General features: G+C 72.6%; 22 protein-coding genes. 14 read left to right on the top strand and 8 right to left on the bottom strand.

Translation table 11 applies throughout. The annotated features are described in order from the left end of the window. Positions 1–99: 99 nt before the first annotated feature. The gene (locus ACTFAP_RS21900; RefSeq protein ID WP_500467203.1) at positions 100–774 is read left to right on the top strand and encodes a response regulator transcription factor; all 675 of its coding nucleotides are present in this window, start codon (positions 100–102) and stop codon (positions 772–774) included. Then, positions 767–2,260 carry a sensor histidine kinase gene (locus ACTFAP_RS21905; protein ID WP_500467204.1) on the top strand — a complete coding sequence of 498 codons (1,494 nt, stop codon included), beginning with the start codon at positions 767–769 and terminating at the stop codon, positions 2,258–2,260. The genes ACTFAP_RS21900 and ACTFAP_RS21905 overlap by 8 nt, the downstream gene beginning before the upstream one ends. 29 nt (positions 2,261–2,289) lie before the next feature. Here the strand turns inward: ACTFAP_RS21905 and ACTFAP_RS21910 are convergent, their stop codons facing one another. Then, the gene (locus tag ACTFAP_RS21910; RefSeq protein WP_495682028.1) at positions 2,290–2,769 is read right to left on the bottom strand and encodes a MarR family transcriptional regulator; all 480 of its coding nucleotides are present in this window, start codon (positions 2,767–2,769) and stop codon (positions 2,290–2,292) included. Between the two features lie 77 nt (positions 2,770–2,846). On the opposite strand from ACTFAP_RS21910, the gene ACTFAP_RS21915 reads away from it, so the two are divergent. After that, positions 2,847–3,191, top strand: coding sequence for a DUF3817 domain-containing protein (locus ACTFAP_RS21915; protein WP_495682029.1), 345 nt, complete (start codon positions 2,847–2,849; stop codon positions 3,189–3,191). A gap of 58 nt (positions 3,192–3,249) precedes the next feature. Here the strand turns inward: ACTFAP_RS21915 and ACTFAP_RS21920 are convergent, their stop codons facing one another. After that, the gene (locus tag ACTFAP_RS21920) at positions 3,250–4,473 is read right to left on the bottom strand and encodes a peptidoglycan bridge formation glycyltransferase FemA/FemB family protein (protein ID WP_495682030.1); all 1,224 of its coding nucleotides are present in this window, start codon (positions 4,471–4,473) and stop codon (positions 3,250–3,252) included. A 172-nt stretch (positions 4,474–4,645) separates the two neighbouring features. Between ACTFAP_RS21920 and murJ the strand changes: the two genes are divergently transcribed. The 6 genes from murJ to icmA all read left to right on the top strand — a co-directional run bounded on the left by murJ (position 4,646) and on the right by icmA (position 10,631). Beyond that, positions 4,646–6,349 (top strand): murein biosynthesis integral membrane protein MurJ, encoded by a 1,704-nt coding sequence (murJ, locus tag ACTFAP_RS21925; RefSeq protein WP_495682031.1) that lies wholly within the window; start codon positions 4,646–4,648, stop codon positions 6,347–6,349. Positions 6,350–6,380: 31 nt separating this feature from the next. Then, positions 6,381–6,962: a SigE family RNA polymerase sigma factor gene (locus ACTFAP_RS21930; protein WP_495682032.1), complete on the top strand. Its 582-nt coding sequence runs from the start codon at positions 6,381–6,383 to the stop codon at positions 6,960–6,962. Next, positions 6,959–7,846, top strand: coding sequence for a hypothetical protein (locus ACTFAP_RS21935; RefSeq protein WP_500467205.1), 888 nt, complete (start codon positions 6,959–6,961; stop codon positions 7,844–7,846). Before ACTFAP_RS21930 ends, ACTFAP_RS21935 begins: the two co-directional genes overlap by 4 nt. Positions 7,847–7,888: 42 nt before the next feature. After that, on the top strand, positions 7,889–8,398 hold the full coding sequence (locus ACTFAP_RS21940) for a MarR family transcriptional regulator (RefSeq protein ID WP_495682034.1): 510 nt from the start codon (positions 7,889–7,891) through the stop codon (positions 8,396–8,398). A 76-nt stretch (positions 8,399–8,474) separates the two neighbouring features. After that, positions 8,475–8,831, top strand: a complete 357-nt coding sequence (locus ACTFAP_RS21945; RefSeq protein ID WP_386534505.1) for a DUF3817 domain-containing protein — start codon at positions 8,475–8,477, stop codon at positions 8,829–8,831. A 102-nt stretch (positions 8,832–8,933) separates the two neighbouring features. Then, positions 8,934–10,631, top strand: a complete 1,698-nt coding sequence (gene icmA, locus ACTFAP_RS21950) for a coenzyme B12-dependent isobutyryl-CoA mutase large subunit (RefSeq protein WP_495682035.1) — start codon at positions 8,934–8,936, stop codon at positions 10,629–10,631. A gap of 68 nt (positions 10,632–10,699) precedes the next feature. Here icmA and ACTFAP_RS21955 read toward each other — a convergent pair whose 3' ends face one another. Further along, positions 10,700–12,046, bottom strand: coding sequence for a cytochrome P450 (locus ACTFAP_RS21955; protein ID WP_495682036.1), 1,347 nt, complete (start codon positions 12,044–12,046; stop codon positions 10,700–10,702). A gap of 105 nt (positions 12,047–12,151) precedes the next feature. After that, the gene (locus ACTFAP_RS21960; protein ID WP_030733680.1) at positions 12,152–12,907 is read right to left on the bottom strand and encodes a squalene/phytoene synthase family protein; all 756 of its coding nucleotides are present in this window, start codon (positions 12,905–12,907) and stop codon (positions 12,152–12,154) included. A gap of 223 nt (positions 12,908–13,130) precedes the next feature. Here ACTFAP_RS21960 and ACTFAP_RS21965 point away from each other — a divergent pair, with 223 nt between their 5' ends. The 5 genes from ACTFAP_RS21965 to ACTFAP_RS21985 all read left to right on the top strand — a co-directional run bounded on the left by ACTFAP_RS21965 (position 13,131) and on the right by ACTFAP_RS21985 (position 18,503). Beyond that, positions 13,131–14,120, top strand: a complete 990-nt coding sequence (locus ACTFAP_RS21965) for a terpene synthase family protein (protein ID WP_495682037.1) — start codon at positions 13,131–13,133, stop codon at positions 14,118–14,120. Between the two features lie 87 nt (positions 14,121–14,207). Further along, positions 14,208–15,179, top strand: a complete 972-nt coding sequence (locus tag ACTFAP_RS21970) for a tetratricopeptide repeat protein (protein ID WP_500467206.1) — start codon at positions 14,208–14,210, stop codon at positions 15,177–15,179. Between the two features lie 488 nt (positions 15,180–15,667). Beyond that, entirely contained in the window at positions 15,668–16,285 is a 618-nt protein-coding gene (locus ACTFAP_RS21975) for a DUF6230 family protein (RefSeq protein ID WP_400010585.1), read from the top strand. Between the two features lie 138 nt (positions 16,286–16,423). Continuing rightward, complete coding sequence (locus tag ACTFAP_RS21980; RefSeq protein WP_390123481.1) at positions 16,424–17,074, top strand: DUF6114 domain-containing protein; 651 nt, start codon at positions 16,424–16,426, stop codon at positions 17,072–17,074. Further along, positions 17,064–18,503 (top strand): hypothetical protein, encoded by a 1,440-nt coding sequence (locus ACTFAP_RS21985; protein WP_500467207.1) that lies wholly within the window; start codon positions 17,064–17,066, stop codon positions 18,501–18,503. The genes ACTFAP_RS21980 and ACTFAP_RS21985 overlap by 11 nt, the downstream gene beginning before the upstream one ends. A 71-nt stretch (positions 18,504–18,574) precedes the next feature. Here the strand turns inward: ACTFAP_RS21985 and ACTFAP_RS21990 are convergent, their stop codons facing one another. The 4 genes from ACTFAP_RS21990 to pta all read right to left on the bottom strand — a co-directional run bounded on the left by ACTFAP_RS21990 (position 18,575) and on the right by pta (position 24,804). Further along, positions 18,575–19,792 carry a DUF418 domain-containing protein gene (locus tag ACTFAP_RS21990; protein ID WP_500467208.1) on the bottom strand — a complete coding sequence of 406 codons (1,218 nt, stop codon included), beginning with the start codon at positions 19,790–19,792 and terminating at the stop codon, positions 18,575–18,577. A gap of 144 nt (positions 19,793–19,936) precedes the next feature. Then, positions 19,937–21,367 carry a pyruvate kinase gene (gene pyk / locus ACTFAP_RS21995; protein WP_390123487.1) on the bottom strand — a complete coding sequence of 477 codons (1,431 nt, stop codon included), beginning with the start codon at positions 21,365–21,367 and terminating at the stop codon, positions 19,937–19,939. 60 nt (positions 21,368–21,427) lie between these two features. Beyond that, positions 21,428–22,636 carry an acetate kinase gene (locus ACTFAP_RS22000; RefSeq protein WP_500467209.1) on the bottom strand — a complete coding sequence of 403 codons (1,209 nt, stop codon included), beginning with the start codon at positions 22,634–22,636 and terminating at the stop codon, positions 21,428–21,430. Further along, positions 22,633–24,804 carry a phosphate acetyltransferase gene (pta, locus tag ACTFAP_RS22005; protein WP_495682041.1) on the bottom strand — a complete coding sequence of 724 codons (2,172 nt, stop codon included), beginning with the start codon at positions 24,802–24,804 and terminating at the stop codon, positions 22,633–22,635. Before pta ends, ACTFAP_RS22000 begins: the two co-directional genes overlap by 4 nt. Positions 24,805–24,878: the final 74 nt, after the last annotated feature.

A 24,878-nucleotide genomic window follows, 5' to 3' on the forward strand; every position in this document is an offset into this window, starting at 1 on the left:
CGGTGTCGCGTTGACGTTCCGTACTCTCGCGCACACTTGCTGAAGCGGAGCTGAAGCCACCTGAAGCCTTCTTCAGGAACGATTTGCGAAGCTGACCCCATGCGCCTGCTGATTGTGGAGGACGAGACGCGGCTCGCCCGCTCCCTCGCCCAGGGACTCAAGGCCGAGGGCTTCGCCGTCGATGTCGTGCACACCGGTACCGACGGTCTGCACCGCGCCACCGAGGGCGCGTACGACCTGATCATTCTCGACATCATGCTGCCCGGCATGAACGGCTACCGGGTCTGCGGCGCGCTGCGCGCCGCCGGCGACGAGACGCCGATCCTCATGCTGACCGCCAAGGACGGCGAGTACGACGAGGCGGAGGGCCTGGACACCGGGGCGGACGACTACCTCACCAAGCCGTTCTCCTACGTCGTCCTGGTGGCCCGGGTCCGCGCCCTGCTGCGCCGGCGCGGCTCCACCGGCGGCGCCACGCCCGCCCTGCGGGTGGGGGAGCTGGTCGTGGACCGGGTGAAGCGGCAGGTGGCCAGGGCCGGGGTCGAGGTGACGCTCACCGCGAAGGAGTTCGCCGTGCTGGAGCATCTCGCCTCGCGGGCCGGCGAGGTGGTCTCCAAGGCGCAGATCCTCGAACACGGCTGGGACTTCGCCTACGACGGCGACCCCAACATCGTGGAGGTCTACATCAGCGCGCTGCGCCGCAAGCTGGGCCCGGGCCTGATCCACACCGTGCGCGGCGCCGGTTACCGGCTGGCGGCGGACCCCCGTGGCTAGCGTCCGGGCGAAAGCCGCCACCGGCGCCACCGCCGTGGTCGCCGTCGCACTGATCGCCGCCGGGCTGCTGATGCTGGTGGCGCTGCGCGGGAACCTGGTCGAGCAGGTGGACCTCCAGGCCGAGGTCACCGCCCGCGACGTCGCCGGCCAGCTCGCCACCGGCACCGCCTTCGACGACCTCGACCTGGACCGCAGCCGGCCCGTACAGGTGCTGGACGCCGATGAGGACCGGCTGCTGGCGGCCAGTGAGGGCCTTGAGGCGATCAGCGGTACGGGCAGCGACCAGGTCACCGTGCGGGAGGAGCCCCCGGCCAGGGACCCCGGCTTCTTCGACGACGACGATGATGACGACGATGACGATGACGACGACGGGAACCGGCTGGGCCCCGGCGAGGTGGACGAGGACATCGACTACGCCGACGGCCACGCCACCGTGGACGGCGCGGCCGGCCCGTACCGTTTCGCCGTCGTGGACGTCACCACCCCGGACGGCACCGAGACCACCGTCTACGCGGGTGCCCCCGCCGATGTGGAGCAGGCCGCGCTGGACAGCGTCCGTACCTCCATGTTCGTCGGCATCCCGGTGCTGCTGGCCGTGGTCGCCGCCATCACCTGGCTGATGACGCGGCGCGCGCTGCGCCCGGTGGAGGGAATCCGCCGGGAGATGGCGGCCATCACCCACTCCACCGACCTCTCGCGCCGGGTGCCCGAGCCGTCCGCCCGGGACGAGGTGGGGCGGCTGGCCGTCACCACCAATGAGACGCTCGCCGCGCTGGAGGCATCGGTGGAGCGGCAGCGGCGGTTCGTCGCGGACGCCTCGCACGAGCTGCGCAGCCCGATCGCCTCGCTGCGCACCCAGCTGGAGGTCGGCCAGGCGCACCCGGATCTGCTGGATCTGGGCGGCGCGGTGCAGGACACCGTACGGCTCCAGGACCTGGCCGCCGATCTGCTGCTGCTGGCCCGGCTCGACGCGGGGGAGCAGCCGGCGGCGGGGCGGCGGGTGGACCTCGCGGAGCTGGCCCGCGAGGAACTGGCGCAGCGCGGGGCGCTGCTGGCGGCGGCGGGCGTGACCGCCCGTACGGAGCTGGCCGAGGTCACGGTGGAGGGGTCGCGGGGGCAGCTGAGCCGGGTGGTCGGCAACCTCATCGACAACGCGGTGCGGCACGCGGCGGGGACGGTACGGGTGTCGCTGCGCCCCGAGGGCGGGGCCGCGGCCGTCCTGGAGGTCGCCGACGACGGCGCGGGGGTGCCGGCCGGGCAGCGGGAGCGGATCTTCGAGCGGTTCGTCCGGCTCGATGACGCGCGCAGCCGGGACGCGGGGGGTGCCGGGCTGGGTCTGGCCATCGCCCGCGATGTGGCGGTGCGGCACCAGGGGACGCTGACCGTGTCGGACGCCCCCGAGGGCGGCGCCCTGTTCCGGCTGACGCTGCCGGTGCCGCCGCCGTCCGCCCCGTCCGGACCGGCCACCCCGCCCCCCGCCGGCTGAGGCGCGCGGCCGGGCCGCCGCCCGTGCCGTCAGGGCCGGCCGGCGCGCTCGCCGTGCAGGTGCCGCGCGACGGGGGCGAGCGCCTCGTACAGCTCGTCCAGTGACCCCTGCGGCAGCAGGTCGACGAAGTGCCGGCGCACCGACTCCACGTGGTGCGGGGCGACCGTGCGCATGGTGTCCCAGCCCTGGTCGGTCAGCACCGCGAACAGGCCGCGTTTGTCCGAGTCACAGTGTTCCCTGCGCACTAGCTGGGCTTTCTCCATCCGGGTGATCTGGTGCGAGAGCCGGCTCTTGGACTGGAGCGTGGCCGCAGCGAGATCGCTCATCCGCATCCGGCGTTCCTCGGACTCGGACAGGTTCACCAGGATCTCGTAGTCGTTCATGGTCAGGCCGAACGGCTGGAGATCGCGTTCCAGCTGGTACATGAGCAGCTTGCTGACGTCCAGGTGGGCGCGCCACACGCGCTGCTCCCCCTCGGTCAGCCAGCGGGTGCCGGTGTCGGAGTCCATAAGCTCGAAGAATAGCCGCGCCGCCCGACCCCGCCCCCGCCCGGAATGATCGTCAGGGCGGCTGCGAGAATTCCGTCATGGACCTCAAGACCGTCTCCGCCCTGCGACGGCTCCGGCTGGTGTCCGCCCCAGAGGCGATCTCCTTCCTGGTGCTTCTCGTGTGCTCCGTACTGAAGCGCACGACCGACTTCAACGCCGTACCCGTCATGGGCGCGGTGCACGGCTTCCTTTTCGTGGCATATGTCCTGCTCTGGGCGGATGCCTGGAACCGGGCGAAGTGGCCGCTGAAGACCGCCGCCTGGTACTTCCTGATGTCCGTGATCCCGCTGGGCGGGTTCTTCGCCGAGCGCAGCCTGCGCCGGACCGAGGAGAACGCGCTGATCGCGCTGCGCGCCCGCCGCGAGGGCGTCGTCAACGCCTGACGGGCCGGATTTCGCCCGTTCGAAGGACCCCGCCCGGCGCCCCCCGGTACGGCGCGTGTCAGCGCCGGGCGAGATAACCGCGCATCGCCTTGTGGAGCGACCGGTTGACCGCACCCGGCAGCGGTCGCTCCCACTCACCCAGCATCTCCACCGCGTCCCCGCCCGTGCCCAGCTTCCAGCGCAGCAGCCCGAACGCCCGCGCGTCCGGGTCCAGGGTCGCCGGGACACCGCGCATGTCGTAGGCCGAGGCACCCGCCATGTGCGCGTCCTGGATCATCCGCCACTGGAGCGCGTTGCTGGGCCGCACCTGCCGCAGATGATCGGCCGAGGCGCCCGACTGGTACCAGACCCGGGCCCCGTCCGCCGAGCGCAGCATGGTGTGCGCGGCCAGCACCTCCCCCTGGTACCGCGCGGTGTACAGGCGCATGCCGCCCTCCGGCTGTTCCTCGTTGAGCACGGCGTACTGGCGCTCGTAGTACTCCAGTGAGCGTCCCAGCCGGAAGCCGTCGCGGCGCTCGGTGATGCCGAGCAGATGGTGAAAGACCGGCAGCTCCGCCGGGCCCGCGACCCCGGTCTCCACGCCCGCCCGCGCCGCCTTCCTGATGTTGCGCCGCCACTCCTGGTTCAGGCCCTGCCACACGTGCTCCGGGTCGCGGCCCGCCAGCGGGATCTCGAAGACCAGACGCGGCTGCGCGTCCCCGCCCCCGCCGCCCTGCCCGGGGTCGCAGCGGGACCAGCCGGCCGTCCGCAGCCGGTCGGCGACCACCGCCCCGACCGGCTCCACCCGGTCCGGCAGCACCTCGTGCACCGAGCGGCCAGGACCGGTGGCGTCCTTGAGGGTGGCGGCGGACCAGCGGCGGTACGCCAGCGGCGGCCCCATCCGTACGGCGAACGCCCCGGACGCCTCCAGATGCGCGAGCAGGGGATCCAGCCACCCCTCCAGCCGGGGCGCGGACCAGTCGATGACCGGGCCCTCCGGCAGGTACGCGAACGTGCGCCGCACCCCGGGCGCCTCCCGGTGCAGCACCAGGGCGGCGCCCACCAGGCGCTCCAGCTCGTCGAACCAGCCCAGACCCTCCGCCGTCCACCCGTCCTTGACCCGCGCCCAGGCCGGGGTCTGCAGAAAGCTCACCTGACCCCCGTGCCCCGCGTCGGTCAGGGCGCGCCGGCCGCGCAGGAACGCCAGGTGCTCGGCGGGCGGCAGCGGCCGTACGCGCAGCGCGGCGGCGGTGCCTGCCGGCGCCGCCGGACGGGGCGTCGCGGTGGTGATCGCCATGGTCATTCCCCTTCCGGATGGCGGGCGCGCGGATGCGCTCCGCCCGTTCATCCGGTGTCACGTCCGGGGCGGGGGAGTTGTGACAGAGATCTTTCCGACAGCCGTGCGATGCGGCGGGCGCGCGGCGCATCGGGCACAATCCTGGCTGCGCACATCAGCTGGAGGGGGACCGGTCGCAGTGACCGTCGAAGCAGCAGACACGGGGACGGCGGCCGAGCGGGCCGCGCAGGGGCAGCCGCCGCCGCGGCCGAGGAGTTCACTGGCACGGGACAGCGCCATCTCGGCCGGCGGGTCGCTGGTCTCCCGGGCCACCGGGTTCGTCCGCAGCGCCGTCGTGGTGGCGGCGCTGGGCACCACGCTGCTCGGCGACGCGTTCAACGTCGCCAACACAGTGCCCAACATCCTCTACTTCCTGCTCATCGGCGGGGCGCTGAACGCCGTGTTCGTGCCCCAGCTGGTGCGGGCCGCCAAGGAACACGGGGACGGCGGCGCCGCCTACACCGACCGGCTGCTCACCGCCTGCGTGCTGGCCCTGCTGTTCCTGACCGCCGCGGCGGTGCTCGCCGCGCCGTGGCTGGTGAGCGCGTACGCCCCCGGCTTCACCGGCGCGCAGCGCGACCTGACGGTGGCGCTCGCCCGCTACTGCCTGCCCCAGGTGCTCTGCTACGGGCTGTTCACGCTGCTGGGACAAGTGCTGACGGCGCGCGGCCGGTTCGGGGCGATGACCTGGTCGCCGGTGCTCAACAACCTCGTGGTGATCGCGGTCTTCGGCCTGTTCATCGCCGTGGCCGGCGAGGTCACCGAGGCGGGCGCGATCACCGACGGGCAGGCGCTGCTGCTGGGGCTCGGCTCCACCGCCGGAATCGCCGTCCAGGTGCTGGCCCTGCTGCCGGCGCTGCGCGCGGCGGGGTTCCGGTGGCGTCCGCGCTTCGACTGGCGCGGCTCCGGGCTCGGCACCCCGTTCCGGGCGGCCGTCTGGACGGTACTGCTGGTCCTGGTCAACCAGGCCGCGTACTGGGTGGTGACCCGGCTGTCCACCTCCGCCGGGGTGCGGGCCGCCGCGGAAGGGGTCGCGGAGGGCGTCGGCTTCACCGCGTACACCAACGCCTATCTGCTGTGGGTGGTGCCGCAGGGCATCATCACCGTCTCGCTGGTGACCGCGATGCTGCCGAGAATGAGCGCCAGGGCCGCCGACGGCGACCTGGCGGCGGTGGGCCGGGACATCGCGCGCGGGCTGCGCGGCAACGCGGTGGTGATCATCCCGGCCGTGCTGGGGTTCATGGCGCTGGCGCCGCAGCTGATGGGCGTGGTCTTCGGGCACGGGCAGACGAGCGAGGGGGACGTCCGGGCGCTGGCCTGGATCCTCATCGCGTTCGCGCCGGGGCTGCCGGCCTTCGCGGCGCAGTACCTGCTGGCCCGGGGGTTCTACGCGCTCAGCGACACCCGTACCCCTTTCTTTCTGAACGTGGTCATCGCGGCGATCAACGCGGGTGCGGCCGTCGCCTCGTACCTGTGGCTGCCGGCCCGCTGGGCGGTGGCCGGCATGGCGGCCGGGTACGCGCTGGCCTGCACGGTGGGGCTGGTGTGCACGGTGCGGGTGCTCTCCCGCCGCATCGGCCGCTGGCCCGGCACGGCGGGGATGCAGGCGCGCCTGCTGCTGGCCGCCGCCCCGGGCGCGGCGGCGGCGTACGCGCTGGCGCGGCTGAGCGCGGACCGGCTGGGCCCGGGGCCGGTGGCGGACGCGGCGGGCCTGCTCGGCGGCGGGCTGCTGCTGGCCGCGTCCGTGCTGCTGCTCGCCCGGCCGCTGCGCGTCACCGAGGTCGGCGCCCTGACGGCCCGGGTGGGCGGCATGGTCCGCCGCCGCTCCGGAAGCCGGTCGTGACCAGGGGCCCGCGCCCGGCGGGAGGACGGGGATGACGGCGGCGCGCGAGCGGCGGGAGCGGGAGGCCCAGGAGTCGTTCGACGCCTACTACACCGCCTCGGCCGCGCGCCTCATCTCCGCCGTGTACGCGGTCACCGGGAACCTCGCCGACGCCGAGGACGCGGTGCAGGAGGCGTACGCGCGGGCCTGGCTGCGCTGGGACACGCTGTGCGCCGAGGGGGACCCGGCGCCCTGGATCCGCACGGTCGCGCTGCGGCTGGCCGTCAGCACCTGGCGCAAGGCCCGCAACCGGCTGCGCGCCCAGTTCCGGCACGGCCCGCCGCCGGACGTACCGGGGCTCGCCCCCGACCGGGTGGCGCTGATCGAGGCCGTGCGGGCGCTGCCCGCCGACCAGCGCAAGGCCATCGTGCTGCACCATCTGCTCGATCTGCCCGTGGCACAGGTGGCCCGCGAACTGGGCGCCACCGAGGTGGCGGTCAGGACCCGGCTCAGCCGCGCCCGCAGAGCACTCGCCGTCCGGCTGGACGGCCCCGCGACGGGCCCGGCACCTCCCGCCGGGGCCCGGCGCCCCACCCCCACCCGCCAGAACCGGAAAGGACTCCCGTCCCCATGAGCGACGACGGCCTCGGCACCGAGCTCCGGGCCCTGCGCGAACACCTGGAACCGGGCGTCGCCCCGGCCGGCCCCGCCGCGGCCCGGCGCCGCGGCGAGCGCCGCCGGGCCCGGCGGCGCACCGCCGCCGTGACCCTGTCGGTCGTCCTGACCGGGGTCGTCGGACTGGGCGCCTGGGCGCTCGCGCCCCGGCCGGGCGGCGAGCAGCCCGTTCCCCCGGCCGCCGCCGACCCGACCCCGACGGACTCCGCGACCACGGCCGCCCCGCCCCCGAACATGCCGCTCGCCGCGCTGCCCGGGGTCTGGCGCGGCTGGGAGTGGGAGATCGCCGCCGACCGCGTCGCGGTGGAGGACCGGCTGCAGGGGTTCACCGGGGACCTGGACTGCGGATGGCCGCTGACCGGGCAGGTCCTGGAGGCCGACTCCGGGCAGCGCACCGTCTACACCGAGGCGCGGGGCGGCGCCTGGTCCTCCTACGAGGTGATGGAGTTCGCGGACCGGAAGGCGGCCGGCGAGGCGTTCGCACGCCTGAGGGGAAACCCGGAGTACTGCACGCTGTACGCCGCCGGCGGCCCCGCCTCCGACCCGGTGCGGCTCCTGGACGAGTCGACCGTCACGCTGCACCAGGTGCTCCTGGAAGCCGACCCCCTGTACGAGGCGGCCCTCGTCGTCGCCTGGCGCGGGGAGCGGGTGGCGGTGCTGCGCACCCTGCTCGACCTCACCTCGGAGACCGCCGCACAGGTGGCCGGCCCGGACCGGGAGGGAGGCGGCGTACCGCAGGCGCCGCTGGACGCGGAGCGGACACCGCACGACTGTCTCGCGGTGCTGATGGCCGACGGCGTGCCGTTCGTCAAGGAGGAATGGTCCTGTCCGGCCGAGGACTGAGACGCCCCGGTGCCGGATGTGACCAGCGGGTAGGGTCTTGCTGTGCCGAAGCCGCTCAGCCTTCCGTTCGATCCCATCGCCCGCGCCGACGAACTGTGGAAGCGCCGATGGGGCGCCGCACCCGCCATGACCGCGATCACCTCGATCATGCGCGCCCAGCAGATCCTGCTCGCCGAGGTCGACGCCATCGTCAAGCCGTACGGCCTCACCTTCGCCCGCTACGAGGCCCTCGTCCTGCTGACCTTCAGCAAGGCGGGGGAGCTGCCCATGTCCAAGATCGGTGAGCGGCTGATGGTCCACCCGACCTCGGTCACCAACACCATCGACCGGCTGGTGCGCTCGGGTCTGGTCACCAAGCGCCCCAACCCCAACGACGGACGCGGCACCCTCGCCTCGATCACCGACAAGGGGCGCGAGGTGTGCGACGCCGCGACCGAGGACCTCATGGCGATGGACTTCGGCCTGGGCGCGTACGACGCCGAGGAGTGCGCGGAGATCTTCGCGATGCTGCGCCCGCTGCGCGTCGCCTCCGGGGACTTCGCCGCCGAGTAGCCGCACCGGGCGGGGAGCGGCGCGGGCGCGGAGGGCGGGTGCGGGGCGCCCGGTATGACCCGATAGGCTGCGCCGCATGAAGCAGAGCGTGCTGACCCGCTACCGGGTCATGGCTTATGTCACCGCTGTGATGCTGCTGGTGCTGAGCACCTGCATGGTCTTCAAGTACGGATTCGGCAAGGGTGAGGACATCACCTTCGTGGTCTCCCAGGCCCACGGCCTGCTGTACATGATCTATCTGGTGTTCGCCTTCGACCTGGGGCAGAAGGCCCGCTGGCCGTTCGGGAAGCTGCTGTGGATCCTGGTGTCCGGGAGCATCCCGTTCGCCGCGTTCTTCGTGGAGCCGAAGGTGGTCGCCGAGGTCAAGCCGCTGATCGCGGCGGACGAGGACGAGGACGCGCAGGACGCGTCCACCTCGCTCAGCAAGGTCTGACCTCCCGCCCCGAGGGGCGCGGCAGTCCGCGCCGGTGCCCGAGCCCCGCGCACCGGCGCACTTCACTCGACATTTACTTGGACGTCCTAGTAAATTGGCGTCATGGGTACCCACGCCGATGCCATCGCCGCCGGCCGCCGTCGCTGGCAGGACCGGTACGACGCCGCGCGCAAGCGGGACGCCGACTTCACCACCCTCTCCGGCGACCCCGTCGACCCCGTCTACGGCCCCCGTCCGGGTGACGTCTACGAGGGGTTCGAGCGGATCGGCTGGCCCGGCGAGTATCCGTACACCCGTGGCCTGCACCCCACCGGATACCGGGGCCGCACCTGGACCATCCGGCAGTTCGCCGGCTTCGGCAACGCCGAGCAGACCAACGAGCGCTACCGCATGATCCTGGCCGCCGGCGGCGGCGGGCTCTCGGTGGCCTTCGACATGCCCACCCTCATGGGCCGCGACTCCGACGACCCGCGCTCGCTCGGCGAGGTCGGCCACTGCGGGGTGGCCATCGACTCCGCCGCCGACATGGAGATCCTCTTCCGGGACATCCCGCTCGGCGAGGTCACCACCTCCATGACCATCTCCGGGCCGGCCGTCCCGATCTTCTGCATGTACATCGTGGCCGCCGAGCGCCAGGGCGTGGACCCGGCGATCCTCAACGGCACGCTCCAGACCGACATCTTCAAGGAGTACATCGCCCAGAAGGAGTGGCTGTTCCAGCCCGAGCCGCACCTGCGGCTGATCGGCGACCTGATGGAGCACTGCACCCGCACCATCCCCGCCTACAAGCCGCTGTCCGTCTCCGGCTACCACATCCGCGAGGCCGGGGCCACGGCCGCGCAGGAGCTGGCGTACACCCTGGCCGACGGCTTTGGCTACGTCGAACTGGGCCTCAGCCGCGGCCTGGACATCAACACCTTCTCCTCCGGCCTCTCCTTCTTCTTCGACGCCCACCTCGACTTCTTCGAGGAGATCGCCAAGTTCCGCGCCGCCCGCCGGATCTGGGCCCGCTGGATGCGCGAGGTGTACGGCGCCACCAGCGAGAAGGCGCTGTGGCTGCGCTTCCACACCCAGACCGCCGGGGTTTCCCTCACCGCCCAGCAGCCGTACAACAACGTCGTGCGCACCGCCGTCGAGGCGCTCTCCGCCGTCCTGGGCGGCACCAACTCGCTGCACACCAACGCCCTGGACGAGACCCTGGCGCTGCCCAGCGAGCGAGCCGCCGAGATCGCGCTGCGCACCCAGCAGGTGCTCATGGAGGAGACCGGCATCACCAACGTCGCCGATCCGCTGGGCGGCTCCTGGTACGTGGAGCAGCTCACCGACCGGATCGAGGCGGACGCCGAGAAGATCTTCGAGCAGATCAGGGAGCTGGGAGCCGAGCGCGCCGAGCACCCCATCGGCCCGATGACCTCGGGGCTGCTGCGCGGCATCGAGGACGGCTGGTTCACCGGGCACATCGCGGAGGCGGCGTTCCAGTACCAGCGCGCCCTGGAGAAGAACGACAAGCGGATCGTCGGCGTCAACTGCCACACCGGATCGGTCACCGGCGAGCTGGAGATCCTGCGGGTCAGCCACGAGGTGGAGCACGAGCAGGTACGGGTGCTGGGCGCCCGCCGCGCCGCGCGGGACGACGCGGCGGTCCGCGCGGCCCTGGCGGAGCTGGTGCGGGTGGCGCGCACCGAGGACAACATGATCGAGCCCATGCTGAACGCCGTACGCGCCGAGGCCACGCTGGGTGAGATCTGCGGCGTACTCAAGGACGAGTGGGGCATCTACACCGAGCCGCCCGGCTTCTGAAGCGGCCCGTCCCGGCGGGGCCGCCCGCCGGCCGGTGCGGAGCCCGCCGCTCCGCACGGCCCCGCAGCTCAGTACGGGCGTTCGCGGGCCAGGACCCGCATGTGCAGTCCCTTCGGCATAAGCGTCACCTTGGCGGCGGCCCGCACCGGGCGCCCGCCGGCCGGGATCAGCCGCCAGCGCGAGATGATCGCGGTGAGGATGAGCGCGGCCTGCGCCATCCCGAAGCGGTCCCCGATGCACTTGCGGGCGCCCGCCCCGAACGGGATGTACGCGCTGCGGTCCGCGAGCGGCGACAGCCAGCGGTCCGGGTCGAAGGTGTCCGGCTCCTTGTAGAGGTCGGGCAGCCGGTGCACCAGGTACGGGCTGTACCCGACGATCGTCCCGGCCGGCAGCACCACCCCGCCCAGCTCGGTGTCGCTGGCCACGGTGCGGGTGGTCAGCCAGGCCGGCGGGTACATCCGCAGGCTCTCCGCGAGCACCCGGTTGGCCATCTCCAGGCTGTTGGGGTCCACCAGCACCAGCGGGGTGTCGCGCAGCGCCTTGCGGGCCTCCTCGTACAGCAGGATGTCCAGGTCGGTGCGCTGGGCGAGCAGATGCAGCGCCCAGGCGACGGCGGCGGCGGTGGTGTCGGAGCCCGCGTACAGGAAGATGATCACCTGGTCGACGAGTTCCTCGTCGGACAGCGAGTAGCGCCCGCCCTTGCTGTCGGGGTCCACGGCGTTGGCGAGGGAGGACAGCAGATCGCCGTGGTCGGTGGTGGCCGAGCGGCGGGCGGCGATGATCTCGAAGACCGTGCTCTGCAGGCGGCTCAGCGCCCGCCGGTAGCGGCGGTTGGCCGGGACCGGCAGCCGGTTGAGCGTGGACGGGGTGACGGCCCGCCGGAAGATGCCCTCGCTCAGGATGATGAAGTCGTCCAGGATCTGGGAGGCGATCGCCGGCGGCAGCGAGCGGGCGAACATCGTCTCCACCGCGACCTCCGCCGTCAGCCGGGTCAGCGACTCGGTGACGTCCACGATCTGGCGGTCCTGCCAGGACTTGGCCAGGTTCTCGGCGAGATCGGCGAACGCCACGTTGTAGCCGGGGAACCGGTCCGTGTGGAAAGCCGGCTGGCACAGCCGGCGCTGGCGGCGGTGCATGTCGTGCGGGCAGCTCAGCAGGCTGTTGCCCGCCACCTCACGGCCCCGCTCGAACAGCGGGCCCCCCTTGTCGAAGACGCTGTCGTTCAGCAGGACCTGCCGGGTGAGCTGGGGATCGCACACCATGACCACCGAGCGGGTACCCATCCGGATCCGGACCAGTCCGCCGTGCGCGGGCAGCGAGGAGACGAAGTCCAGCGGACGGCGTACCAGCGGCACGGCGTGCCCGAGCAGCGGCAGGGCGCCCGGGGCGAGGGGGAGAGAGGCTACAACTGTCACGGATGCACCCCTGCTCCACCGGATCGGTGCCCACACCCCTTCTCCCCCCGCGCACAGGAGCATTGGGGAGGGCGCGTACGGCTGGGGGCACGCCCCTGTCGCACGTCAGGGTCCTGGGCCGGCCCGGACCGTCCGCCAGGCGGCCGCCAGCGGCCGTGAGCAGAACCGGAACGCGGGCCCGTGCGCGGGCAGTTGGGCCAGGTAGCGATCGGCCCGGTGCAACTCCCGCATGGCGTACCCGCGCAGCCGGGCCGCGTCCCAGCCGTCCGGCCAGAAGTCCACGCCCCGGCCCAGGTCTTCGCCCTTGTCCTGGTAGATGTTGACGGCCTGGAGCGCCCGGCCGTAGCCGACGCCCAGGGTGCGGTCCGAGCGGGTGCCGTCGTACCAGCTCCACAGGTCGCTCAGCAGCAGGACGAGGGTGCCGGCCACCGCGTAGGTGTAGCGGTCCAGGTCGCGTTCGGTGTGGATGTGCCAGCCGTGCAGCGCCCAGCCGCCCATCCGTTCGGCCATCGTCGCGAAGGTCTCGCGGATGCGGGGCGCGATCTGGGGCGGTGCCAGCGCCGCCCACTCACCGATGCGCAGGGAGACTTCGGGCAGCGGCACCGAGGTGTCGGCGAGGACGGCCTTGAAGTCCTCGGGGCGGCAGCGCTCTTGGAGGACGGAGCTGATGCCGCACAGGAGAACGTCCTTCTCCTTGGGGAGGAGTTCGGGATGGTCCTCGATCTCGTCAATGGCCCGCATGAGCAGATAAGCCGATGAAAGTGCTTCGTTCAGTCCCGCCGGCATCGTGGTCACCGGCACGTACCAGGTCGTGCTGTACTTCCGGATGGCCCGATGCGCTTCCAGCAAAGCAGCGGTCATCGCCCTATTCCCTACGCAGTCATGGGCACTTTAGCGCCTTCTGCGCCAGCTTGCGGCAACCGCCCGACAGGTGATGAGTGCGCACGGGGGTGGCGTCGGGACTCCGGGGACCCGCCACCGTTCGGGCGAAGCCGCCGCTTCACTCTCCGGAGTGGTTTGCGCAAGGGAGTCCGGGCGGAAAGGCGTAAGGGTCCCGTCCGCCACCAGACAGGAGCGGCCCGCCGTGGCATCTCCCCACCTCCTCCCGCCGGCCCCGCCGCCCTTCACGGCCCGCCGCCACCCCCACGCACGGCGGATGGCGGAGGCCGCCCGGCAGTGGGCCGAGCGCTTCGCGCTGATCCGCGGCGAGGAACAGGCCCGGGCCCTGGCCCGTGGCGGCCCGGCCACCCTCGCCGCCGCGATGCTGCCGGACGCCGCCGAGCCCGGCGCCGGACTGGCCGCCTGCTGGATGACCTGGACCTTCTTCCTCGACGATCAGTACGAGGAGGGATCGGGCGGCACCGAACGCGCCTGGTCGGCCACCACCGGCGCCGTACGCTCCGTGCTGGCCGGCGGCCATCCGCCCCCCGGCTCCCCGCCGCTGATCCTCGCCCTGGCCGACCTGGTCACCCGGCTGCGGGCCCTCGCCTCCCCCCACTGGCAGCACCGGTTCGCCGGACACATGACCGATGCGCTGGCCGCCGTACGCCGCGAGATCGAACTGAGGAACGCAGGGGTCCCGCCCACCCTGGCGGAGTACCGGGTACTGCGCCGCGACACCAGCGGCTTCGTCCCCACCCTCGACATCATGGAGCTGTGCCACCACGCCGAACTGCCGCCGGACGTCTACGCCTCACCCGCCTACCGGGACGTGCTGACCGCCGCCATCGACGTCAACACCTGGACCAACGACCTGTACTCCCTGGAGAAGGAGGTCGCCTGCGGCATGGTCACCAATCTGGTGCTGGTGCTGGAGCACGAACGCGGCCTGGGACGGGACGCCGCCCGGCAGGCCGTACGCGCCCTCATCGAGGAGCGGTCCGCCGAGCTGCTGCGGGCCCTGCGCCGGGTGCCGCCCGGCACCGCCGCCGTCAACCGCTGCGCGACGGCCCTCACCTCCGTGGTGGCGGGCTGGCTGCACTGGCACGCGACCGGCACCGACCGCTACACGGTGGCGGACTCCCCCGACCACGGCCGGACGCCGGCCGAGGCCCGCCCCGGAGCGTCCGGCTGACCCGTCGGCGGCCTCCGGGCGGACTTCCTTACCCGTCCCTCCCCGCCCGCGTACCACCACGGGGCGCGGAGGGGGGAGACTGGTCCCATGCAGCCACGCAATATGTCCATGAGCGGAGCCGTCGATCTCTCCGCGGTGAAGGCCGCCGCCGAGGCGAAGCAGAAGGCCGAGCAGGCCAGGGCCCAGCGGGCGGCCCAGCCGGAGGGGCAGGGCGGCGCGGCGGCCGGCGCCCAGCTGGTGATCGATGTCGACGAGGCGACCTTCGAGCAGGAGGTGTTGCAGCGCAGCGCCGAGGTGCCGGTCGTCATCGACTTCTGGGCCGAGTGGTGCGAGCCCTGCAAGCAGCTCAGCCCGGTCCTGGAGCGGCTCACCGAGGAGTACGCGGGCCGGATCGTCCTGGCCAAGATCGATGTCGACAGCAACCAGATGCTGTTCCAGCAGTTCGGGGTGCAGGGCATCCCCGCCGTGTTCGCGGTGATCGCCGGGCAGGCCCTGCCGCTGTTCCAGGGGGCGGCGCCCGAGCAGCAGATCCGGCAGGTGCTCGATCAGCTGATCCAGGCCGCCGAGGAGCGGTTCGGGATCGTGGGCGCGCCGGTCGCGCCGGGCGAGGGCGGCGAGCCGCGTCCCACCGTCCCGGAGCCGCCGTCCAACCCGACGCTCGCGGCGGCGCACGCCGCCCTGGACGCCGGGGACATGGGGGGCGCGATCCGCGCCTACGAGAATGTGCTGGCCGACGAGCCGGCCAATGAGGAGGCCCGACTGGGCCTGGGCCAGGCGCGGTTGCTGGACCGGGTGCAGGGTGCCGACGCGCAGCGGGTGCGGCAGGAGGCGGCCGACCGGCCGGACGATGTCGCGGCGCAGCTCGCCGCCGCCGATCTGGACCTGGTGGGCGGCCACGTCGAGGACGCCTTCGGGCGGCTGGTGGAGGCCGTGCGGCGTACGGCGGGGGAGGACCGGGACGCGGCGCGGGTCCGTCTTCTCGAACTGTTCGAGGTGGTCGGCCCGGACGATCCCCGGGTCACGGTGGCGCGGGGGGCGCTGGCGCGCGTGCTCTTCTGAGTCATAGTCTGGTCATCTGCTTAGCGGTAGCGGCGGTCGTGTTTTGCCAAAACTTGGCATTCACGGCCGCCGCTACCTTCTGTGGCGTGCATCACGGTTTGACTGGGTCGATGTCCAGTTCGGGGCCTTGCGGGCGCAGTTGGGGGACTCACTCTCCGTGCAACGGGGAGGATGGTCAACAACCCTGTGCGATAAGGCATTTACCGGCTGGTAACCAACCCCTTGTGCCTTTCCGTGAGATGCACCACGATCGGCCAGACCGGTGGAGCCATGCGCCGGACCGGGAATCAGGGGGGTACCCGCCGTCACGACGGCGGGTCCTGGTTCCCGGGGAGACCGTGAAAGGGGCGGTCAGTGGCTGTCGCCGGGGTGCAGTCCGGCGGCATTGCTTCTCCCTCCTGGCCTCCAGGCGGTCCTCCCCGAGAGGGGGCACCCCCGGACCATCGGGCGCCGGAGCCGGAGCAGTTCGTCCGAGAAGGAGGAAATTCATGGAGTCACAGCCTCGCGGCGGCACCAGATGGAAGCGATTCGGTCTGGTCATGGTGCCGAGCGTGGCCGCCACCGCCGCGATAGGCATCGCGTTCGCCCAGGGGGCGCTCGCGGCGTCATTCGCGGTTTCCGGACAGCAGTTCAAGGTCACCACGGAGGTACTGGACGGTACCGGGTTCACCCAGTACGGAGCGCTGGACGTCAAGCACAACGGAGAACGCATTCCGGTCGCGGTCTCGTCGTTCGACAAGGCGACGATCACCGGCCTGTGCCAATCCGTCGTGGTGCCCACCCCCTTGGGCAACATCACGGTGAAACTCACGGCGGGCAACGGTTCCAAGCCGGTGGAGGCACAGAACCTCTTCATCGACATCAGCAATCTGGACGCCAACGCCACGTTCACCAACATCGACATCGGGGTGAGCGTCGACCACACCAGCAAGGGCCCCGGTCCTGCCGACGGCGACGCGTACGTGCCGGGTTCGTTCGCACAGCAGGCCGACCGTGCCGTGCTGACGAACGTCGAGCAGACGGCGTGGGCCACCTCAGCAGGTACCTTCAAGCTGCCAGGGCTCAGCCTGAGCCTGCACCGGGGCAAGGACGCCGAGTGCTTCTGACGGTGTGAGGTCCGCCGGGGGCAGGAGGCCGTACCGCTCCTGCCCCGGGCTGGCCCGCCGAAGCACCTAGACAACCCCACCGGGTCCGGCCCAGCGGACGGCCGCAGACCGGTGTCACGCCAGGGGAGCACCGCGCACATGAGCACCACCACCCAGGGAGAGATTCAGACGTCGCGCCTGGTCAGGGCCAGAGTGGCCTTCCGGCACTGGCGCTGGCGCCGCCCGTTCTGGGCCGGGCTGTTCACCACGCTCGCGGGGCTGCCGATCGTGTACTTCCCGTACGCGACGGTCACCATCGCGGATCTGACCATCCGCATGGCCACCACGGCCGGGGCCGGTTCCCTGGTCATCGGGGTGCTGCTGATCGTGCTGGGCCAGACCATGTGGTTCCAGCCGCACTCCCGGATATTCGCCGGCGTGGCCTCCATCATGCTGGTGCTGGTCTCGCTGGTGGTCTCCAACGTCGGAGGCTTCCTGCTCGGTTATCTGCTGGGGCTGATCGGCGGCGGGATGAGCATCGCCTGGGCACCGGGAGAACCGGCGCAGGAGCACGAACCCGGGGCCGCCCCGGGTGCCGCCGCCCCGGGCACGCGCCCGGCCGGCCCGCCGGCCGCCACCGTCCCGCCCCGGACACGGAACGCCGCACCGGACCCCGCGCCGGTGCCGGCCGCACCCGCCACGACCACGCCGGAGGCGGCCCCCGGAACGGGCAGCGCCCTCGCCGGTTTCGCCGGACGGGTGACGGAGCGGGGGACGGACCCGGAGAAGGGGGAAAGCCGTGCCGAGTGAGCCCAGTGAGGACATATCCGCGCCGGACGACGCGGGCAACGCGCGTCACGCGGCTCCCCGCAAGCGTCTGCGGCAGCGGTTCCGCATGCCGCTCTCTCTCGCCGCGATGCCCTCCGCCGCCCTGCTGGGCATGGGCCTGACCTCCTCGCTGGCCAAGGCGGACCCGCAGCCGGAGAACCCGTTCTCCGGCACGGCCTGCGTGGAACTGCCCGAGCGGCAGGTCACCGAGGTCCAGGACCCGCCCGAGGAGGAACCGCAGGAGCCGCCGGCCGGGCCGGACACCACCGCCGCCGAAGAGGACGAGGCCGAGGCCGAGGACGAGGCCGAGGACGCGGGGGCGATCGAGGAGGACGGGGACGGGGACGAGGAGGTCGCCGAGCGGCACGGCGCGGTCACCGACCCCGGAGCGGACCAGGGGGCGGCCACCGAACCCGAATCCGCCGTGAATCCCGACCCCGAGCCCGCACCGGAGCCGGAGCCTGACCCCGAGCCCGCACCGGAGCCGGACCCCGGGGAACCGCAGCGCCCCGAGTTCAACCCGCTCGACCCGCTGGGTCTGGGCCCGGCCCTGGACCAGCTCGGCCGGGACATCGTGGACTTCTTCACACCCGGCGCGGGGAAGCAGACGCCCCAGGAGCCGCAGGAGCAGCCGGAGTCCGGGGAAGGGGAGCAGACGCCCCCGGAGACCGAGGAGTCCGACGCCTCCCAGGACAGCGACCGCCCGCAGAACCGCGCCCGCGACCCCAAGGAGGAGGCGGGGACGGCGGAGCTGAGCCCGGAGCCGCCGGACGAGCCGGACGAGCCGGAGGGGGACCCGCAGGAGGACGCGGCGGGGGAGCCGGCCGAGGAGCAAGCGGGCGGCGCGCCGCCGGCACCTGAGGAGGAGCCGCCCCCCGCCGAGCCCGAGCGCGAGGTGGTGCACGACCCGGCGGCCGAGGAGGAGAAGCCGGGACTGCCCTGCCCGGTGGAGCTGCGGGTGCCGGGCACCGACGAGCGCACCCCCGTCGTCATCGCCGACAACCCCTGGTACCTGGAGGCCAGCTCGCTGACGCTGCGCGGCCTGGAGTACCACGGCGTGGTCAATGTCACCACCGCCAACGGCTCCGTCAAGCAGGCCCTGAAGTTCACCGCCCGCGAGGTGGACATCGGCGATCTGCACCAGATCGTGGACGGTTCGGACGGGCTGCGGCACCACGTGGCCACGGCGGCCGGCAGCACCTCCACCTTCCGCGGGGGCACGGTCACCATGTACACGGAGCGTCTGAAGGGCCTGCTGTTCGGGGTGATCCCGGTGGAGTACGACGCGGAGCACCAGCCGCCGCTCGACATCCCGTACGCGCACTTCACCGGCGTCAGCCTCACGCAGGCCGCGCAGTTCGGCGGCACGCTGACCATGACGGGCATGCGCCAGTACATGACCGGCGGCTGAGCGGTCCCGCCGTGTACCGGGACACGCGGCGGGCCGCAGCCCACGCCGCCCCCCCGATCAGCATGCCCGGATCAGCGCACCCGGCGGGCCACCCCGGTGGCGCTGTGCAGCAGCTGCTCCAGCGGACCCCGGCGGAAGAAGCGCGTCCACGCCGCCGCCAGAGCCGTCATCAGCACGACGAACCCGGCGAGCACCCCCGGCGGCGAACCCGGCAGCTCCTCGATGCCCAGCAGCCCGATCCCCCCGATGTGCAGCACATAGGCGGTCAGCGACATCGAACCCACCGCGCACACCGGCGCGACCACCCGGCGCGGCCACGTCGCCCGCGCGCCGGTCACCGCCAGGCAGAGCGCGAGCACCAGCAGCGCCACCCCGGTGTTGCCCACGACGGACAGGGTGGTGTCGCTGTGCGGCGAGGCCACCAGCTGCCAGGCGCTGGTCCCGCCGGACGGATAGCCGCCGACGTCCGACCACCACAGGGAGGCGAGGTCCCGTTCGGTGGGCCCGGCGTGCTCGGTCAGCCGCTCCACGACACCGGGCAGGCGCAGGGCGAGCCAGGAGCAGCCGTACCCGAGGATCGCCAGGCCCGCGCCCAGCGCCGCCAGCCGCCCGCGTATCCGCGCGGAGCCGAGGTCGAGGCGGGCCACGGCCATGCCCGCGACGACGAACGGCAGCCAGGTCGGCGCCGGATAGACGCCGGTGACCAGCAGGCCGAGAAAGCCGTCGGTGCCGCTGATCGCGGCGAGCGGGTCGAGCGCGGTGACGTGCTCCGCCCACGCGCCCTCCCGGGCCGAGTCCTGGAGCGGGAAGAGCAGCTGCGGCATGAGCAGCGCCCCGGCCGCCGCGAGGCCGGCCAGGGCACGGGCGCCGAGCCGGTACAGCGGCAGCGCCAGGACGAAGTACAGGCCGTAGGAGGCGAGGATGACGGCCACCGGGGTGCCGGTCATGGTGAGGGCGGTGCCCGCGGCCAGCAGGATCGCCGCCCGGACGAGGACGCGGACGGCGGCCTGCCGCCCGTCCCGGCCGGTTCTGGGGGTGGTGCGGCCCATGATGAGGACGAGGGAGAAGCCGGCCAGCAGGGCGAAGAGCGCGGAGGAGCGGCCGTGCGTCAGCTCCAGGAGGACGCCGCCCACCCCGCCGTCGGCCGGGTCGGGGCCGACGTGGGCGGTGTACATGCCGAACACCGCGAGGCCGCGGGCGAGATCCACCCCGACGAGGCGGGCGCCGGAGGGGGTGGAGGGCGGATCCGCGGTCTTCGCGTGGGGCGGGGAAACGGCGGTCGTCATCATATGGTCAGCTTTCCTGACCACTTGATCGCTAAGCCCTCCGCTGCCCGGCGGGCCCCACCGCCCGCCCCCTCGCCCGCCCCGGAACGCGAACCGGCCCCGTGACGCGACGCCACGGGGCCGGGAAGTCTCCGGCGGAAGCGGGACTCAGACGCCCTGCTGACCACCCAGGTGGTGCACCCGCACCATGTTGGTGCTGCCGGCCACCCCGGGAGGCGAACCGGCGGTGATGATCATGGTGTCGCCGCGGTGATAGCGGTTCAGCTTCAGCAGCTCCGCGTCCACCAGCTCCACCATCTCGTCCGTGTGGCTCACCCACGGCACCACATAGGTCTCCACACCCCAGGTCAGCGTCAGCTGGTTGCGGGTCGAGGGCTCGGTGGTGAAGGCCAGGATCGGCTGGGCCGCCCGGTAACGGGAGAGCCGCCGCGCGGTGTCGCCGGACTTGGTGAAGGCCACCAGCGACTTGCCGTCCAGGAAGTCCGCCATCTCGCAGGCCGCGCGGGCCACCGAACCACCCTGGGTACGGGGCTTCTTGCCGGGCACCAGCGGCTGGAGGCCACGGGCGAGCAGCTGCTCCTCCGCCGCGATCGCGATCTTCGACATCGTCTTGACGGTCTCGATCGGGTACCGGCCCACCGAGGACTCCGCCGAGAGCATCACCGCGTCCGCGCCGTCCAGGATCGCGTTGGCGACGTCGGAGGCCTCCGCGCGGGTCGGCCGCGAGTTGGTGATCATCGACTCCATCATCTGGGTCGCGACGATCACCGGCTTGGCGTTGCGGCGGCACATCTCGATGAGCCGCTTCTGCACCAGCGGCACCTTCTCCAGCGGGTACTCCACGGCGAGGTCACCGCGGGCCACCATCACGGCGTCGAAGGCGAGGACGACCGCCTCCATGTTCTCCACCGCCTGCGGCTTCTCCACCTTGGCGATGACCGGAACCCGGCGGCCCACCCGGTCCATGACCTCGTGGACGTCCCGCACGTCGTCCGCGTCGCGCACGAAGGACAGCGCCACCATGTCGACGCCGAGCCGCAGCGCGAACTCCAGGTCCTCGATGTCCTTCTCGGACAGCGCCGGGACGTTCACCGCGATGCCCGGGAGGTTGATCCCCTTGTGGTCGGAGATCACCCCGCCCTCGATCACGATGGTCCGCACCCGCGGGCCGTCGACCTCCAGCACCTGGAGCGAGACGTTGCCGTCGTTGATGAGGATGGTCTCGCCCTTGGCGACATCCCCGGGCAGCCCCTTGTAGGTGGTGCCGCAGATGGTCTTGTCACCGGGGACGTCCTCGGTGGTGATCGTGAACTCGTCCCCGCGCTCCAGCTCGACGGGGCCGTCCGCGAAGGTCTCCAGGCGGATCTTGGGGCCCTGGAGGTCGGCCAGGACGCCGACGGCCACGCCGGTGTCCTCGCTCGCCTTGCGTACGCGGTGGTACCGCTCCTCGTGCTCCTGGTGGCTCCCGTGGCTGAAGTTGAAACGGGCCACGTTCATACCGGCGTCGATGAGCGCCTTGAGCTGCTCATAGGAGTCGACAGCGGGGCCCAGGGTGCAGACGATTTTGGAACGGCGCATGCAGACGATCCTATCGTTTTGTTCCGTAGCGGAATAATGGCGGCCCCGCTGCCCGTCGCGTCAGGGGCTGACCAGCGCGAACGCCTGCGTCGCGATCTCCAGTTCCTCATCCGTGGGAACCACGGCGACCGCCACGGAAGCGTACTGCGGAGAGATGAACCGCGGCTCGCTGCCAGGTGTCGTGTTCAGCTTCTCGTCGACGACCACCCCGAAGCCGACCAGACCGTCCACGGCGGCGGCCCGCACGTTCGCGGCGTTCTCCCCGACCCCGGCGGTGAAGGCGATGGCGTCCACCCGGCCCAGCACCGCGTAGTACGCGCCGATGTACTTCTTCAGCCGGTAGGTGTAGATCTCGAACGCCAGCCGGGCCGCGTCGTCGCCCTCCGCCATCCGGCGGGTGATCTCCCGCATGTCGTTGTCGCCGCACAGCCCGACCAGGCCCGAACGCTTGTTCAGCAGGTCGTCGATCTCGTCCACCGACATCCCCGCCACCCGCGACAGATGGAAGATCACCGCCGGGTCGATGTCGCCGGAGCGGGTGCCCATCACCAGACCCTCCAGCGGGGTGAGCCCCATGGAGGTGTCCACGCAGCGCCCGCCGGCCACCGCCGAGGCCGAGGCCCCGTTCCCCAGGTGCAGCACGATGACGTTGACGTCCGCCACGTCCTTGCCGAGCAGCTCGGCCGTGCGCCGCGAGACGTACGCGTGCGAGGTGCCGTGGAAGCCGTACCGCCGCACCCGGTGCGCGTCGGCGGTCGCGATGTCCAGGGCGTAGCGGGCGGCGTGCTCCGGCATGGTGGTGTGGAACGCCGTGTCGAACACCGCGACCTGCGGCACCCGCGGGTTCAGCTCCAGCGCGGTGCGGATGCCGGTCAGGTTGGCCGGATTGTGCAGCGGGGCGACCGGGACGAGACGCTCGATCTCGGCGATCACGGCGTCGTCGATGACGGTCGGTTCGGTGAAGCGCTTCCCGCCGTGCACCACGCGGTGCCCGATGGCGGCCAGCCCGGGGTCGTCCAGGCCGTAGCCGTCCGCCGCCAGCTCCCGCGCCGCCGCCTTGAGGGCCGCGGCGTGGTCGGGGAGCGGGGCGTCGGTGACCTCGCGCCGCTCACCGCCGGCCCGGGTGTGCGTCAGCCGGGCGCCCTTCTCCCCGATGCGCTCCACCAGGCCGGCGGCGAGCCGGGAGTGATCGGTCATGTCGAACAGCTGGTACTTCACCGAGGAAGAACCGGAGTTCAGCACGAGGACGCGGGAGGGGTGGTCGCTCACGAATTCACTTTCTGCTGGGGCCGCTGCTGGGGGTGGTGCGGGTTCTGGCGCTGGGCCTGGATGGCGGTGATGGCGACGGTGTTGACGATGTCCTGCACCAGGGCGCCGCGGGACAGGTCGTTCACCGGCTTGCGCAGGCCCTGGAGGACCGGGCCGACCGCGACGGCGCCCGCCGAGCGCTGCACGGCCTTGTACGTGTTGTTGCCCGTGTTGAGGTCGGGGAAGACCAGCACGGTGGCCTGGCCGGCGACCTCCGAGCCCGGCAGCTTGGTGGCGGCCACTGAGGGCTCCACGGCCGCGTCGTACTGGATCGGGCCCTCCACCAGCAGATCCGGGCGCCGCTCCCGCACCAGCTCGGTGGCCGCCCGCACCTTGTCCACGTCCGCGCCGGACCCGGAGGTGCCGGTGGAGTAGGACAGCATGGCGATCCGCGGCTCCACGCCGAACTGGGCGGCGGTGGTGGCCGACTGGATGGCGATGTCGGCGAGCTGCTCGGCGTTCGGGTCCGGGTTGACGGCGCAGTCGCCGTACACGAGCACCTTGTCGGCCAGGCACATGAAGAACACCGAGGAGACGATCGCCGCGTCCGGCTTGGTCTTGATCACCTCGAAGGCGGGGCGGATGGTGGCGGCGGTGGAGTGCACGGCGCCGGAGACCATGCCGTCCGCCAGCCCCTCCTGGACCATGAGCGTGCCGAAGTAGGACACGTCGCACACCACGTCCCAGGCCAGCTCGTAGGTGACGCCCTTGTGGGCGCGGAGCTTGGCGTACAGCTCGGCGAAACGTTCCCGCAGCGGGGAGGTCTGCGGGTCCACCACCCGGGCCACGCAGGCGGTGGTGGTCGCGCCGGGGTCGATGTCGACGGGCTCGGCCGCGCCGTGCAGCCGCAGATCGATGCCGAGATCGGCGGCCCGCTTGCGGACCGCGCCCTCCTCGCCCAGCAGCGTCAGATCGCACACGTTGCGGCGCAGCAGCACCTCGGCGGCGCGCAGCACCCGCTCCTCGGTGCCCTCCGGGAGGACGACGTGGCGGCGCCCGGTCCGGGAGCGCTCGATCAGCTCGTGCTCGAACATCATCGGGGTCACGCGCTCGCTGCGCACCACCGACAGCCGCTCGGTGAGCTGCGCGGTGTCCACGTGCGTCTCGAACAGGCCGAGCGCGATCTCCGCCTTGCGCGGGGTCGCGGCGGTCAGCTTCCCCTCCAGGCCCGACAGCGCGGCGGCGGTGTGGAAGGTGCCGCCGGGCACCGACAGGACGGGGGTGCCGGGGGCGAGCCGGGCGGCGAGCGCCATGGTCTCCGCGCCGGGCCGCTCGCCGAGGGTGAGCAGTACCCCGGCGATGGGCGGGGCGCCGGCGGAGTGCGCGGCCAGGGCTCCCACCACCAGGTCGGCGCGGTCACCGGGGGTGACGACGAGGGAAGCCTCGCGCAGCGCGGTGAGGAAGGTCGGCAGCATGGCGCCGCCGATCACGAAGTCGCGCACGTCACGGGCGAGACCGGTGCGGTCGCCGAGCAGCACCTCGGCGTCCAGCGCCTCGGCGATCTGGGTCACGGTGGGCGCGGAGAGCGCCGGCTCCTCGGGCAGGACGTACACCGGCTCGGGGAGGTGGGTGCCCAGCTCGCGGGCGGCGGCCGCGGCGTGCGAGTCGCGGACCCGGTTGGCGATGGTGGCGATCACCTCGCAGCCCAGCGAGGTGAAGGCGTGGTGCGCGTTGCGGACCTCGGCGACCACGGATTCGGCGCTCTGGTCCAGGCCGGCCACCACGGGCAGGACGACGGAGCCGAACTCGTTGGCCAGCCGGGCGTTGAGGGTCAGCTCGGCGGGCAGCTGGGTGTCGGCGTAGTCGGTGCCCAGGACGAGTACGGCCTCGTAGTCGCGGGCGACGTTGTGGTAGCGCTCGACGAGGGCGGTGACCAGCTCGTCCATGCCGTGCTCGGCCTGGAGGGCGGCGGCCTCCGCGTACTCCATGCCGCGGGCGTCCTCGCGGGACTGGGAGAGCCGGTAGCGCCCGCGCAGCAGTTCGAAGACGGGATCGGGGCCCGGGTGGGCGAGGGGACGGAAGACGCCGACCCGGTCCACCTGGCGGGTCAGCAGCTCCATGACCCCCAGCTCGATCACCTGCCGGCCGTCGCCGCGGCCGATGCCGGTCACGTACACGCTGCGGGTCATGGCGCCATCACTGCCGATCTCATCGTCACCCAATCGTTTATATCTATGGTCTTGACAATACCTATGACGCTGAG

The organism is Streptomyces sp. PH9007 (genome assembly GCF_059813725.1).

Coding starts and splice junctions, on each gene's coding strand:
- ACTFAP_RS21900 (WP_500467203.1), top strand. CDS start 100: ATGCGCCTGCTGATTGTGGAGGACGAGACGCGGCTCGCCCGCTCCCTC.
- ACTFAP_RS21910 (WP_495682028.1), bottom strand. CDS start 2,769: ATGGACTCCGACACCGGCACCCGCTGGCTGACCGAGGGGGAGCAGCGC.
- ACTFAP_RS21915 (WP_495682029.1), top strand. CDS start 2,847: ATGGACCTCAAGACCGTCTCCGCCCTGCGACGGCTCCGGCTGGTGTCC.
- ACTFAP_RS21920 (WP_495682030.1), bottom strand. CDS start 4,473: ATGACCATGGCGATCACCACCGCGACGCCCCGTCCGGCGGCGCCGGCA.
- ACTFAP_RS21930 (WP_495682032.1), top strand. CDS start 6,381: ATGACGGCGGCGCGCGAGCGGCGGGAGCGGGAGGCCCAGGAGTCGTTC.
- ACTFAP_RS21935 (WP_500467205.1), top strand. CDS start 6,959: ATGAGCGACGACGGCCTCGGCACCGAGCTCCGGGCCCTGCGCGAACAC.
- ACTFAP_RS21945 (WP_386534505.1), top strand. CDS start 8,475: ATGAAGCAGAGCGTGCTGACCCGCTACCGGGTCATGGCTTATGTCACC.
- icmA (WP_495682035.1), top strand. CDS start 8,934: ATGGGTACCCACGCCGATGCCATCGCCGCCGGCCGCCGTCGCTGGCAG.
- ACTFAP_RS21960 (WP_030733680.1), bottom strand. CDS start 12,907: ATGACCGCTGCTTTGCTGGAAGCGCATCGGGCCATCCGGAAGTACAGC.
- ACTFAP_RS21970 (WP_500467206.1), top strand. CDS start 14,208: ATGCAGCCACGCAATATGTCCATGAGCGGAGCCGTCGATCTCTCCGCG.
- ACTFAP_RS21975 (WP_400010585.1), top strand. CDS start 15,668: ATGGAGTCACAGCCTCGCGGCGGCACCAGATGGAAGCGATTCGGTCTG.
- ACTFAP_RS21980 (WP_390123481.1), top strand. CDS start 16,424: ATGAGCACCACCACCCAGGGAGAGATTCAGACGTCGCGCCTGGTCAGG.
- ACTFAP_RS21990 (WP_500467208.1), bottom strand. CDS start 19,792: ATGATGACGACCGCCGTTTCCCCGCCCCACGCGAAGACCGCGGATCCG.
- pyk (WP_390123487.1), bottom strand. CDS start 21,367: ATGCGCCGTTCCAAAATCGTCTGCACCCTGGGCCCCGCTGTCGACTCC.
- pta (WP_495682041.1), bottom strand. CDS start 24,804: ATGACCCGCAGCGTGTACGTGACCGGCATCGGCCGCGGCGACGGCCGG.